This window comes from Xanthomonas sp. LMG 12461, from assembly GCF_009192935.1.
In the GTDB taxonomy this organism is placed as follows: domain Bacteria; phylum Pseudomonadota; class Gammaproteobacteria; order Xanthomonadales; family Xanthomonadaceae; genus Xanthomonas_A; species Xanthomonas_A sontii.
In genome coordinates, this window is the sequence record NZ_NQYT01000031.1 from 15,070 (window position 1) to 27,132 (window position 12,063).

10 protein-coding genes are annotated in these 12,063 nt (G+C 69.5%); 2 read left to right on the forward strand and 8 right to left on the reverse strand.

Annotated elements, in window-relative coordinates; all coding sequences use genetic code 11:
- Positions 1–230: 230 nt before the first annotated feature.
- The 6 genes from CEK68_RS08490 to CEK68_RS08515 form a co-directional block, all read right to left on the reverse strand.
- Entirely contained in the window at positions 231–2,741 is a 2,511-nt protein-coding gene (locus tag CEK68_RS08490) for a prolyl oligopeptidase family serine peptidase (RefSeq protein ID WP_152239137.1), read from the reverse strand.
- A gap of 98 nt (positions 2,742–2,839) precedes the next feature.
- Complete coding sequence (gene gstA, locus CEK68_RS08495) at positions 2,840–3,460, reverse strand: glutathione transferase GstA (RefSeq protein WP_152239138.1); 621 nt, start codon at positions 3,458–3,460, stop codon at positions 2,840–2,842.
- A gap of 79 nt (positions 3,461–3,539) precedes the next feature.
- Positions 3,540–4,418 carry a LysR family transcriptional regulator gene (locus CEK68_RS08500; RefSeq protein ID WP_152239139.1) on the reverse strand — a complete coding sequence of 293 codons (879 nt, stop codon included), beginning with the start codon at positions 4,416–4,418 and terminating at the stop codon, positions 3,540–3,542.
- 69 nt (positions 4,419–4,487) lie between these two features.
- Positions 4,488–5,474 carry a malate dehydrogenase gene (locus CEK68_RS08505; protein ID WP_026144781.1) on the reverse strand — a complete coding sequence of 329 codons (987 nt, stop codon included), beginning with the start codon at positions 5,472–5,474 and terminating at the stop codon, positions 4,488–4,490.
- A gap of 36 nt (positions 5,475–5,510) precedes the next feature.
- Positions 5,511–5,888, reverse strand: coding sequence for a glutaredoxin family protein (locus CEK68_RS08510; protein ID WP_152239140.1), 378 nt, complete (start codon positions 5,886–5,888; stop codon positions 5,511–5,513).
- Between the two features lie 91 nt (positions 5,889–5,979).
- On the reverse strand, positions 5,980–6,474 hold the full coding sequence (locus CEK68_RS08515; protein WP_010340465.1) for a peptidylprolyl isomerase: 495 nt from the start codon (positions 6,472–6,474) through the stop codon (positions 5,980–5,982).
- Between the two features lie 199 nt (positions 6,475–6,673).
- Here CEK68_RS08515 and typA point away from each other — a divergent pair, with 199 nt between their 5' ends.
- Complete coding sequence (gene typA, locus CEK68_RS08520) at positions 6,674–8,503, forward strand: translational GTPase TypA (RefSeq protein WP_010340464.1); 1,830 nt, start codon at positions 6,674–6,676, stop codon at positions 8,501–8,503.
- Between the two features lie 16 nt (positions 8,504–8,519).
- Positions 8,520–9,005 carry a DUF2127 domain-containing protein gene (locus tag CEK68_RS08525; protein WP_017913015.1) on the forward strand — a complete coding sequence of 162 codons (486 nt, stop codon included), beginning with the start codon at positions 8,520–8,522 and terminating at the stop codon, positions 9,003–9,005.
- A 161-nt stretch (positions 9,006–9,166) separates the two neighbouring features.
- Here the strand turns inward: CEK68_RS08525 and CEK68_RS08530 are convergent, their stop codons facing one another.
- Together CEK68_RS08530 and CEK68_RS08535 are read right to left on the reverse strand one after the other, a co-directional pair.
- Positions 9,167–10,330 (reverse strand): mechanosensitive ion channel domain-containing protein, encoded by a 1,164-nt coding sequence (locus CEK68_RS08530; protein WP_152239141.1) that lies wholly within the window; start codon positions 10,328–10,330, stop codon positions 9,167–9,169.
- Positions 10,331–10,597: 267 nt separating this feature from the next.
- Positions 10,598–11,992 (reverse strand): 3-deoxy-7-phosphoheptulonate synthase class II, encoded by a 1,395-nt coding sequence (locus CEK68_RS08535; protein WP_152239142.1) that lies wholly within the window; start codon positions 11,990–11,992, stop codon positions 10,598–10,600.
- Positions 11,993–12,063: the final 71 nt, after the last annotated feature.

Here is a 12,063-nt window from a genome sequence, read left to right on the forward strand (position 1 = left end):
AGCTGGATGAATCCCCGGAGACGGACCTACTTCCCCGGCACCGCAAACATCACTACCACATTCGCCGGCGCCTGCTGAAGCTGCCGACCGATTTCTCCAAGTCGGCAGCCACCTCCCGCGAATACGCGTACGCATTCTTCACCGTGTCGACCGCACCGCATGCAGTGAGCGCCAGCAACACCGGCGCGCAGAGCAAACGCCATGTCATCGTGCGCTCCCAGGTCGGCCGACTATTGCGCCTTCGCCTTGTCCGCCGACGCCGCACGCGGCGGCGCCTGCTTCACGTAGCGGTCGAACCATTCCAGCATTTCCGCCACCACGTCCTCGTTGGATTCGCGCGCGGTGTACCAGTGCGGTTCGAACGGCAGCAGCACCAGCCGTGCGGTGCCGCCGAGGCCGCGGATGGCCTGGAACATGCGCGGGGCCTGGGTGGTCTCGGTGCCGGGGTTGGCATCGTCCATGCCGTGCACCAGCAGCAGCGGCTCGTTGATCTTGTCGGCGTGGAAGAACGCCGACGCCTGCGCGTACACCTCCGGTGCGGCCCAGAACGAGCGCCGCTCGTTCTGGAAGCCGAACGGGGTCAGGGTCTTGTTGTAGCTGCCGCTGGTCGCCACGCCGGCGCGGAACAGGTCGGTGTGCGCCAGCAGGTTGGCCGCCATCAGCGCGCCGTGGCTGTGGCCGGTGACACCGATGCGGTCGCGGTCGACCACACCCAGCGCCACCGCCTTGTCCACCGCCGCCTGCGCGTTCTCCACCAGCTGCTGCAGGTAAGTGTCGTAGGCGGTCTTGGGATCGCCGACGATCGGGAACGCGGCATCGTCGATGATCGCGTAGCCGGCCAGCAGCAACAGCTGGTAGGAATGCAGGCGGGTGAAGTCGCGGTCGTTGGCGCCGCTGACCTGGCCGGCCTTGGAGGCATCGGCGTAGTCCAGCGGATAGGCGTAGAGGATCGCCGGCACCCGCGTGCCTTCCTTGTAGCCGGGCGGCGTGTACAGGGTGAAGGACAGTTCCACGCCGTCCTTGCGCTTGTAGGTCACCAGCCGCTTCTTGATCTGCCGCACCACCGGGGTCGGATCGGGGAAGCGAGTCACCGGCGCCAGGGTGGAGGCGACCACCGCCTCGCCGGCTGCCGCAGCCGGCTGCGGCTGGCCCAGCGTGCGCAGGTAGACGTTCGGCGGGTCGCTCGGCGACTGCCGCCAGGTCAGCAGGCGGGTGGTGTCCTCGCCGGCAAACCCGGCGAAGGCCTCATCGACGTCGGCGCCGCTGCGGAACAGACGCTGGGTCTTGCCGCTCGCCAGATCATAGCGATCCAGGAACGGCAGGTCGCCGGCCGGGGTGGCGCCCTGCCCGCTCAGGAACAGTGCGCCGTTGTCCTCGCGCAGCACGTATTCGCCGTTGGCCAGGCGACGCAGCTCGGGCGTGCCGGGATCGGCGTAGAGGTCGTCGGTGGACAGGTCGAACAGCACCCGCCCGGCGCTGCCGGGGCGGTCCGCGTCCAGCAGCGTGGTGCGGCGCCAGTGGCGGTTCTCGTCGTACTCGTCCAGCAGCGCCTGCCCGCCCTGCGCGAACCAGCTCAGGCCGGCGTAGCGCTGGGTCACCTTGGCCAGTTCGCGCGGCTTGCCGGTGAACGGTGCCGACAGGGTCAGCAGCTTGTCGCGCGCCGGCACAGTGGTCTTCCAGTCGCCGCCGTCCAGCGCCTCGGCCCAGACCAGGGTGGCCGGCTGGTTGGCGCGCCAGCCGTAGGCGCGCGGCCCGGTGGGCACGCCGTGTACCGGCACGCGATCGGCCACCGGCAGGTTCGCCAGCACCCGCTCGCTGCCGTCGGCCAGGTCCAGCACCGCCACGTCGTGGGCGAAGCGGCCGTAGGTGGTGACGTAGGAGTACGGGCGCTGCAGGCGCTCCACGCGCACGTGGCGGCCGTCCGGCGCACCGTCGACCACCGAGTACACCGCCGGCTTGCCGACCGTGCGCAGTTTGCCGCTGGCGGCATCCACGGTGACCAGCTGCGCCGTGGCGTAGTAGGTGAACTGGGCCTCGTCCTCGGGACTGGACAGGGTGTCGCGGGCCTCGTAGGTACTGCTCTCGCCCTTGCCGCGGATCGCTTCCTTGACCTCCGGCCCCGGCGGCACCGCCGCCTTCACAGGCGCGGGGCCGAGGTCCTGCGGCACCGCACGCACCAGCAGCGTGTCGCTGCCGCCCAGCCACTGGATCTCGCCGCCCAGTACCGGGTTGAGCTGCACGCCGTCGATGCGATGCACCGCGCCGGTGGCGACGTCGCCCAGCCACAGTTCGACGCGGTCGGCCGCGGTGTTGTTGAAGGCGAAGCGACGCCCGTCCGGCGACCACACCGGCTGCGCCGGGCAGGCGCCGGCCGGCAGGGTCACCGCGGTCTGCTTGCCGCTGGCCACGTCGACCAGGCTGAAGCCGTCCAGGCAGGCGCGGATGCCGTAGCCGTTGGACATGTCGTGGCGGGCGTGGGTGCGCGGTTCCACGCGCACCCCGGCCAGCTTCAGGTACGGCTCGGCGACGCGCGCGATCGGCGGGTAGGCCTGGCGCTCCACCAGCAACAGGGTGCGCCCGGTCGGGTCCAGCCGCGGCGTCGGATTGAGCGGGGCGCGCATCACGCCCAGCAGCGGCTCGGGCGGTTGCCGGTAACCGCTGTCGGCGGTGGCGGCGTGGGCGGCGACAGGCAACGCACTGGCGAGCGCCAGGGCGCCGATCCAGCGGAACGGCATGAGCATGGTCGAAATCCCCTTTCGAATGGCCCGGGCAACCTAGCACGGCCGCCGCGCCGCGGCCGAGCGCCGAAGGTCATGCTCTCCCCGCCAGCGCGCCGCGCTCAGGCCGGGCGCAGCGCCTGCTCGGCGGCCAGCGCCGCCGCCACGCTGGGACGCTGCGCGATGCGCGCCGCGTACGCCGCCAACGCCGGAAGCGCGTCCAGCGACAGGCCGAACCGCGGCAGCCAGCCGAGCACGGTGAACAGATAGGCATCGGCCACGCCGAAGCGCTCGCCGAGCAGGTACGGCTGCGTGCGCAGCGCGGCCTCGGCATGGGCATAGCGCTGCAGCAGGCGAGCGGCGACCGCGGTGCGCCGCGCCGGTGCCAGCCCGGCATCGAACAGCGGCACGCTGCCGGCATGCAGTTCGCTGTTGATGAAGGCCAGCCACTCGTACAGGCGGTAGCGCGGCAAAGTGTCTGCGTCCGCCGGTGGCGCCAGCGCCGCCTGTGGGCAGCGGTCGGCCAGGTACAGCAGGATCGCCGGCCCCTCAGTCAGCACCTGGCCGTCCTCCAGTTGCAGCGCGGCCACGTAGCCCTTGGGGTTGATCGCGAGGTAATCCTCGCCCTCGTCGGTGCGCTTGCTGCGGTTGTCCACGTGCACCAACCGGAACGGCAACTGCAGTTCGCGCAGCACGATGTGCGGCGCCAGGGAACAGGCGCCAGGAGCGGCATAGAGGAGCATCGGAACGGTCTCGCAGGGGCGCCGGACAGTCGGCGCGCGCAGTGTGCGCGGCACGGCGCCCTGCGGAGAAACAAGAATGTCAGGCCGGGTCAGTAGCGCCGCTAATGGCCTCGCCCAGGAACCGGCGCAGTTGCAGCGCGGCCGGCGCCGCGTGTGCAGCGGCGACCAGCGCGAAGCGGCGCTGCAGCCGCGGCTGCAACGGCAGCACCTGCACGCCGTCGCGCTCGGCCGGCAGCACCGACGCCGGCAGCAGGCTGGCGCCCGCGCCGTCGCGCACCAGCGCCCAGGCGCTGGACCAGTCGCGCACCTGCAGGCGCAGGTCGGCGATCGCCAGCCCAGCGCGTTCGGCCAGGCGTTGCGCATGCAGCCAGCAACCGCCGGTGGCCAGCACGAACGGCAGCGCCAGCAGTTCCGCCAGGGCGATGTCGCGCGCCTGCGGACGCGCCAGCGCCGGCGGCAGCACCGCCAGCCACTCGTCCATGCCGAACACCATGGCGTCGCGCTCCGGCGCCGGATCCAGTACCACGCCCAGGTCGACCGTCCCGGCGGCCAGCCAGGCCTCGACCTCCTCGTCGCTGCCTTCCAGCCAGACCACACCCGTGTCCGGATGCGCCCGCTCGAACGCGCGCAGGCGCGGCGCCAGCCACGGCCGCGACGAGGCGAAGCCTGCCACCCGCAGCGAGGTCGCACCCGCTGCACGCTGCGCCCTGGCCAGGGCCTGGATCTGCCCCAGCTCGGCCAGCATCGCCCGTGCATGCGCCAGCGCCCGCACGCCGAACGGGGTCGGCCGGACCCGCCCGCGCTCGCGCAGCAGCAGCGCTGCGCCCAGCACGTGCTCCATCTGCGCGATGGCCTGGCTGGCGCCGGACTGGGTGATGCCGCAGCGCGCGGCAGCGGCGCTGATGCTGCCGCACTCGACCACGGCGACGTACAGCCGCCAGTGGATCAGATTCATCATGTCGGACTCCCACAACGCGAAACGCCGGGCGGGGCCCGGCGTTCCGTGACGACGCGATCGCGTTGGCGATCAGCCCAGCAGGTGGGCCACGCCGCTGCGCTCTTCTTCCAGCTCGGCCAGGGTCTTGTCGACGTACTTCTGGCTGAAGTCGTCGATCGGCAGATCCTTGACGATGGTGTAGGCGCCGTTCTCGGTGGTGACCGGGAACCCGAAGATCACGCCTTCGGGAATGCCGTAGGAGCCATCGGACGGCACGCCCATCGTCACCCACTTGCCGTTGCTGCCCAGCACCCAGTCGCGCACGTGGTCGATGGCGGCGTTGGCGGCCGAGGCGGCCGAGGACAGGCCGCGCGCTTCGATGATCGCCGCGCCGCGCTTGCCCACGGTCGGGATGAAGGTGCCGGCATTCCATTCCTGGTCGTTGATCGCATCGGCGATGGAGGCGCCGTCGGCGGTGGCGAAGCGGTAGTCCGGGTACATGGTCGGGCTGTGGTTGCCCCACACCACCAGCTTCTCGATGCCGCCGACCGGCTTGCCGAGCTTGAGCGAGAGCTGGCTCAGCGCGCGGTTGTGGTCCAGGCGCAGCATCGCGGTGAAGTTCTTCGGGTTCAGGTCCGGCGCCGACTTCATGGCGATGTAGGCATTGGTGTTGGCCGGGTTGCCGACCACCAGCACCTTGACGTCGCGCTTGGCCACCTTGTTCAGCGCCGCGCCCTGCGCGGTGAAGATCTTGGCGTTCTCCAGCAGCAGGTCCTTGCGCTCCATGCCCGGGCCGCGCGGACGCGCGCCGACCAGCAGGGCGATGTCGGCGTCCTTGAACGCGACTTCGGCGTCGTCGGTGCCGACCATGCCGGCCAGCAGCGGGAACGCGCAGTCTTCCAGCTCCATCATCACGCCCTTCAGCGCGGCCTGGGCCTTCTCCATCGGCAGTTCCAGCAACTGCAGGATCACCGGCTGGTCCTTGCCCAGCATTTCGCCGGAGGCGATGCGGAACAGCAGGGCATAACCGATCTGGCCGGCGGCGCCGGTCACGGCAACACGAACGGGTGCTTTCATGGGGGATTCCTCTGCTAAGAAAGTGGGTGGGGTGGATCAGTAGACGCGATAGCCCAGCGGCTGCAGGTGCAGGTCCAGGGCGGTGGTGTCGTAGCCTTCGACCACATGCTGGCCGATCACGGTGATCGGCACGCCTTCCAGGCCCAGCGCGGCGGCGGCCTGGCGGCCGGCCTCCTGCTCCACGTCCAGGACGGTGTAGCGGACCTGGGCGCGGGCGAAATCGGCCTGTTGCCGGCGGCAGTAGCCGCACCAGTCGGCGGCGAGCATGACGATGCCGGCCTCGCCGGTCAGCAACCGCGGGTCGCCGGCGGCCAGTGCGGCCGACGGTGTCGAGGCCGCACTGCGCCACCACGCGTGCACGCCGCCGCCGATCACGAGCAGCAGCAGGCACAACACAAGGGGGCGCATCGTCATCGGCGGTCGGGTGCGGCAATCAATCGGGAAAATGGTAGCACGCAGGTTCCGCGCGCCCGGCCGCAGGACCGGTCGCGCGGACAGCGCCGGATCAGGCGTCGAGGGTGCGGTTCCACTCGGCGACGCGGTCGGCCTTGGCCGCCAGCACCGCGTCGGCGTCGCCTTCGATGGTGATCTTGTTGATCACGTCGCCCTGGGCGACGCTGTCGACCACGTCCAGGCCCTCGAGCACCTTGCCGAACACGGTGTGCTTGCCGTCCAGCCACGGGGTGGCGGTGTGGGTGATGAAGAACTGGCTGCCGTTGGTGCTGGGGCCGGCGTTGGCCATGGACAGCACGCCGCGCTCGTGGCGCACGCCGTTGTTGGTCTCGTCCTCGAAGCGGTAGCCCGGGCCGCCGCGGCCGGAGCCTTCCGGGCAACCGCCCTGGATCATGAAGTCGGCGATCACGCGGTGGAAGTTCAGCCCGTCGTAGAAGCCGCGCTTGGCCAGGTTCACGAAGTTGGCCACGGTCAGCGGGGCCTTGTCGGGATACAGCTCGATCTTGATCGGGCCGCGGGCGGTGTCGAAATGGGCGATCAGGGACATGGGATTCCTTGGAAACGGGGGCGTCATGAGGGGCGCATAGGATACACGTCGCTTCGTTCAGGCTTTGCCCGCGCCCGCCGCCGGCGCCTGAATGCCCCCGCCCGGCCCACCGCCGCCGGCCGCCGGCAGGCGTCACGGGATCCGGGTATACTAGGTGGCTTCCTTTCCTTCCTTCTGGCGCCGGCTGGCCCCCTTTCGCATGTCCATCGAAAATCTTCGCAATATCGCCATCGTCGCCCACGTCGACCACGGCAAGACCACCCTCGTCGACTGCCTGCTGAAGCAGTCCGGCACCCTGTCCGAGCGCACGGTGCTGGCCGAGCGCGTGATGGACAGCAACGACCAGGAAAAGGAACGCGGCATCACCATCCTGGCCAAGAACACCGCCATCACCTGGCAGGGCAACCGCATCAACATCGTCGACACCCCCGGACACGCCGACTTCGGCGGCGAGGTGGAGCGCGTGCTGTCGATGGTGGACACCGTGCTGATCCTGGTCGACGCGATGGACGGCCCGATGCCGCAGACCCGCTTCGTGACCCAGAAGGCGTTCGCGATGGGCTTCAAGCCGATCGTGGTGGTCAACAAGATCGACCGCCCCGGCGCGCGCCCGGACTGGGTGATCGACCAGGTGTTCGACCTGTTCGACAAGCTCGGCGCCACCAACGAGCAGCTCGACTTCCCGATCGTCTACACCTCGGCGCTGAACGGCTACGCCTCGCTGGACGACAGCGTGCGCGACGGCGACATGACCCCGCTGTACGAAGCGATCATGCAGCACGCGCCGAAGCCGGATGTGGACCCGGACGGCCCGTTCCAGATGCGCATCAGCCAGCTGGACTACAACAACTTCGTCGGCGTGATCGGCATCGGCCGCATCCAGCGCGGCGTGCTGAAGAAGAACATGCCGGTGGCGGTGATCGACCGCGAAGGCAAGAAGCGCCAGGGCAAGGTGCTGCAGGTGCTGGGCTTCCTGGGCCTGGAGCGCATCGAGCAGGACAGCGCGCAGGCCGGCGACATCGTCGCCATCTCCGGCATCCAGGAGCTGACCATCTCCGACACCGTGTGCGCGCTGGAAGCCCCCGAGGCGCTGCCGCCGCTGACCGTGGACGAGCCGACCATCTCGATGACCTTCCAGGTCAACAACTCGCCGTTCGCCGGCAACAAGGACCTGTCCGGCGGCAAGTTCCTGACCAGCCGCCAGCTCAAGGACCGGCTGGAGCGCGAGACCGTGCACAACGTGGCGCTGAAGGTGCAGCAGTTGGAAGACGCCGACAAGTTCCTGGTCTCCGGCCGCGGCGAACTGCATCTGTCGGTGCTGATCGAGAACATGCGCCGCGAGGGCTTCGAACTGGCCGTGTCGCGCCCGGAAGTCATCATCAAGGAGATCGACGGGCAGTTGATGGAGCCGGTCGAGCAGCTGGTGGTGGACATCGAGGAGCAGCACCAGGGCGGCGTGATGGAGAAGCTGGGCATCCGCAAGGGCCAGCTGAAGAACATGGAGCCGGACGGCAAGGGCCGCGTGCGCCTGGACTACATGATCCCGGCGCGTGGCCTGATCGGCTTCCAGAACGAGTTCCGCACCCTGACCCAGGGTTCGGGCCTGCTGTTCCACGTGTTCGACCACTACGGCCCGAAGGAGCAGGGCGCCATCGCCAAGCGCCAGAACGGCGTGATGATCGCCAATGCGCCGGGCGCCACCCCCGCCTACGCGCTGGGCCCGCTGGAAGAGCGCGGCCGCCTGTTTGCCGCCGAAGGCGACAACGTGTATGAAGGGCAGCTGGTCGGCATCCACTCCAAGGACAACGACCTGACCGTCAACGCGATCAAGACCAAGCCGCTGACCAACATGCGCGCCTCGGGCAAGGACGATGCGATCAAGCTGACTCCGGCGATCAAGTACACGCTGGAGCAGGCGCTGGACTTCATCGAGGACGACGAACTGGTCGAAGTCACCCCGAAGGAGATCCGCTTGCGCAAGAAGCACCTGACCGAAAACGAGCGCAAGCGCGCCGGTCGCGCGGGTTAAGGGATAGCGCACGCCCATGGCCGCCGACAAGGCGTACAACCCGGATCCGCACGCGCATCCGGGTCTGCACCTGATCGCACTGCTGGAGGCCGGCAAGGGTCTGCTCGCGGTGCTGGCGGCCACGGGGCTGGAACTGATGGGTCCGGCCCCACTGCGCGCGGGGGTGGACAAGCTGATCGTGCGTTTCAGCCTGGACCCGGACCACGGCGCCCTGCCCTCGCTGCTGACCATGATCAACCCCGGCGCGGTGCACCTGGCCGCCGCCGGCATGCTCGCCTACGGCGTGCTGCACATCATCGAGGCCTGGGGCCTGTGGCGCGCCAAGGCCTGGGCCTCGCTGCTGGGCTGCATCTCCGCGGCGATCTATCTGCCCTTCGACGTCTACGCGATCGTGCGCCACCCCGGCTGGGCGTCGTGGGCGGTGCTGGCGATCAATCTCGCCGTGGTCGGCATCCTCGCCCGCGATTTGGTGCGGCGGCGCCGGCATCCTCCTGCGGCCTAGCCGCACCCCGCGCCGCGGCGGTGCCGGCTTTCTTCAAGCGATCTGCGCCTGCCAGTCACCGGTGGGCGCATTGGTGTTCCTGGCATTCGGCGGGCACCGCTGGCGGTCGCGCAGAGAATCCGTCCCACGCAGTATGACCATGCGGCAAGACCGCTCAGCGATCAGCGAGACGCGCGCGCCTCGCCCGCTGTCGCATTCACTGCCGGCGCCCCATCCTCGGCACCGGGCGAACGCATCGCCTCCGAGTCGCTGGCGCGCACCGGCGGGTGCGACAGCCGCACCGGCTCCGGCGCCACTTCCGCGCGCAGCAGCGGCAACGCGTAGGCATGCTCGCGCACCAGGAAATCCAGCATGCGTTCGCGCACGATGCAGCGCAGGTCGAAGGCGTCGCCGGAGTTGCGCGCACTGACCAGCAGGCGCACCTGGATCGTGCGCTCGCTGGTGTCGGTCACCTGGGTCACGCAGACCCGCCCGTCCCACAGCGGCTCGCTCTTGCAGATCCGCTCCAGTTCGGCGCGCACCTGTGCGATCGGCGTGCGGTAGTCCAGCCACAGGAACGCGGTGCCGAGCAGGTCGGCGCTGTTGCGCGTCCAGTTCTGGAACGGGTTCTCGATGAACCAGGTCAGCGGCACCACCATGCGCCGCTCGTCCCAGATCCGCACCACCACGTAGGAACTGCCGATCTCCTCGATGCGGCCCCACTCGCCTTCGACGATGACCACGTCGTCGAGCCGGATCGGCTGGGTCAGCGCGATCTGCAGACCGGCGATCAGATTGCCGAACACCGGCTTGGCGGCGATACCGGCGACCAGGCCGATGATGCCGGCCGAGGCCAGCAAGGTGGTGCCGATCTGCCGCACCGCCGGGAAGGTCAGCAGCACGATCGAGGTGCCCACCAGGATGATCGTGCCCATCGCCACCCGCGCCAGCACCCGGGTCTGGGTCTGCACGCGGCGTGCGGTGAGGTTGTCCGCCACCTCGATCGGATGGCTGCGCAGGATCGCCGTTTCCAGCGCCGCCACGCCGCGCACCAGCAGCCAGGTCACGCAGCCGATCATGCCGATGTGCAGCAGGTGCTGCAGGTCGGTCAGCGCCTTCGCGTCCAGCGGCGTGGATTCGAGCGCGAAGCTGAGCATCAGCATCGGCAGCAGGAAGGCGACCGGCACGCTGATCACGCGCACGATGCGCGCACGCCGGTAGTCGCGGCCGCGCATGCGCTGGGCGATGCGCAACAGCAGCCACCAGGCCAGGAAACCGAGAATCAGTGCGGCGCCGATCGGCAGCGTATAGGCACGCCAGGGCACCCAATGAAGATCGAGGGTCAAGATGCGCTCCTTTGTCGGGGGGAGGAGTCGCGACAGTCTGGCAGTGGAGGGATTAGCGCGATGTCGAGCACGCGCAGCGGCGCCGAGCGACGGCAGCCGCATGGCATACAGGCGCGCGTGCAAACGCGTCCGAAAAGCGGCGCATGCCGCTGGCGACGCGAAGCCGATGCGCGGCATCGCACGCAGCGATGCCGCAGCCCTCGGGCCACGGCACGACAAGGCGCCGCACGTGCGGCAGCGGCACGCGCGGCGGACTACACCAACCGACTACGCCAGCGGCGTGGCGACGTTGCGTCCGTTCTGCTTGCGCACGATCGCCATCGCGATCTCCAGCGACTGCTCGTAGTTCAGGCGCGGGTCGACGCTGGAACGGTAGGCCCGCTCCAGGTCGCGCTCGGTGAGTTCGCGCGCGCCGCCGGTGCACTCGGTGACGTCCTCGCCGGTCAGTTCCAGATGCACGCCGCCCAGGCGGGTGCCGGCCGCGGCGTGGATGTCGAACGACTGCTCCACCTCGCCCAGGACGTTCTGGTAGCGCCGGGTCTTGTAGCCGTTGCTGGTGCTTTCGGTGTTGCCGTGCATCGCATCGCACACCCACAGCACGCGGCGGCCGTCGCGCTTCACCGCGTCCAGCAGCGGCGGCAGCTTCTCGGCGATCTGCGCCGCGCCCATGCGGTGGATGAAGGTCAGCCGGCCCGGCTCGTCTTCCGGATTGAGCACGTCGATCAGGCGCAGCAACTGGTCCGGCTGCGCCGACGGCCCGACCTTGATCGCGATCGGATTGCGGATGCCGCGAAAGTACTCCACATGCGCGCCGTCCAGCGCCGCGGTGCGCATGCCGATCCACGGATAGTGCGTGCTGAGGTTGAACCAGCCCCACTGCCGCGGGACCTCTCGGGTCAGCGCTTCCTCGTAGGGCAGCAGCAAGGCCTCGTGCGAGGTGTAGAAATCGACGCGATTGAGGTTGTACAGCTGCGCGCCGGACAGGGTCTCCATGAAGCGCACCGCATCGCCGATCGAGGCCACCATCTTCTGGTAGTCCTCGGCCAGCGGCGAGCAGCCGACCCAGCTCAGGTTCCAGTACTCGGGATGGTGCAGGTCGGCGAAGCCGCCGTCGATCAGCGCGCGCACGAAGTTCATGGTCATCGCCGAACGCGAGTGCGCGGTGATCATGCGCCGCGGGTCCGGCACCCGCGCCTGCGCGGTGAACTCCGGACCGTTGACCACGTCGCCGCGGTAGCTGGGCAGGGTCACGCCGTCGCGGGTCTCGGTATCGGCCGAGCGCGGCTTGGCGTACTGCCCGGCGTAGCGACCGACCCGCACCACCGGCAGGCGCAGGCCGTGCACCAGCACCAGACTCATCTGCAGCAGCACCTTGAGCCGGTTGGAGATGGTGCCGGATTCGCAATCGCTGAAGTTCTCCGCGCAATCGCCGCCCTGCAGCAGGAAGCGCTTGCCTTCCTGCGCCTCGGCCAGTTGCTTCTTCAGCGCGAAGATCTCCCAGGAGGTCACCAGCGGCGGCAACTGCCGCAGTTCCGTCAGCGCGGTCTCCAGCGCCTGCGGGTCCGGATACACCGGCATCTGCAGCGCCGGCCTGTCACGCCAACTGGCAGGTAACCAGGACGACGAGGCGGATGCGGACACGGCGGCGGCGGACAGATTCATGAAAGGACTCCTTGGCAGTGTGCGATGTTCGCAGAGCCGGGGCGCGCCGCATAGCGCCGCACGCCGGTCAC

Coding starts and splice junctions, on each gene's coding strand:
- CEK68_RS08490 (WP_152239137.1), bottom strand. CDS start 2,741: ATGCTCATGCCGTTCCGCTGGATCGGCGCCCTGGCGCTCGCCAGTGCG.
- CEK68_RS08510 (WP_152239140.1), bottom strand. CDS start 5,888: ATGACGATGCGCCCCCTTGTGTTGTGCCTGCTGCTGCTCGTGATCGGC.
- CEK68_RS08500 (WP_152239139.1), bottom strand. CDS start 4,418: ATGATGAATCTGATCCACTGGCGGCTGTACGTCGCCGTGGTCGAGTGC.
- gstA (WP_152239138.1), bottom strand. CDS start 3,460: ATGCTCCTCTATGCCGCTCCTGGCGCCTGTTCCCTGGCGCCGCACATC.
- CEK68_RS08515 (WP_010340465.1), bottom strand. CDS start 6,474: ATGTCCCTGATCGCCCATTTCGACACCGCCCGCGGCCCGATCAAGATC.
- CEK68_RS08525 (WP_017913015.1), top strand. CDS start 8,520: ATGGCCGCCGACAAGGCGTACAACCCGGATCCGCACGCGCATCCGGGT.
- typA (WP_010340464.1), top strand. CDS start 6,674: ATGTCCATCGAAAATCTTCGCAATATCGCCATCGTCGCCCACGTCGAC.
- CEK68_RS08535 (WP_152239142.1), bottom strand. CDS start 11,992: ATGAATCTGTCCGCCGCCGCCGTGTCCGCATCCGCCTCGTCGTCCTGG.
- CEK68_RS08505 (WP_026144781.1), bottom strand. CDS start 5,474: ATGAAAGCACCCGTTCGTGTTGCCGTGACCGGCGCCGCCGGCCAGATC.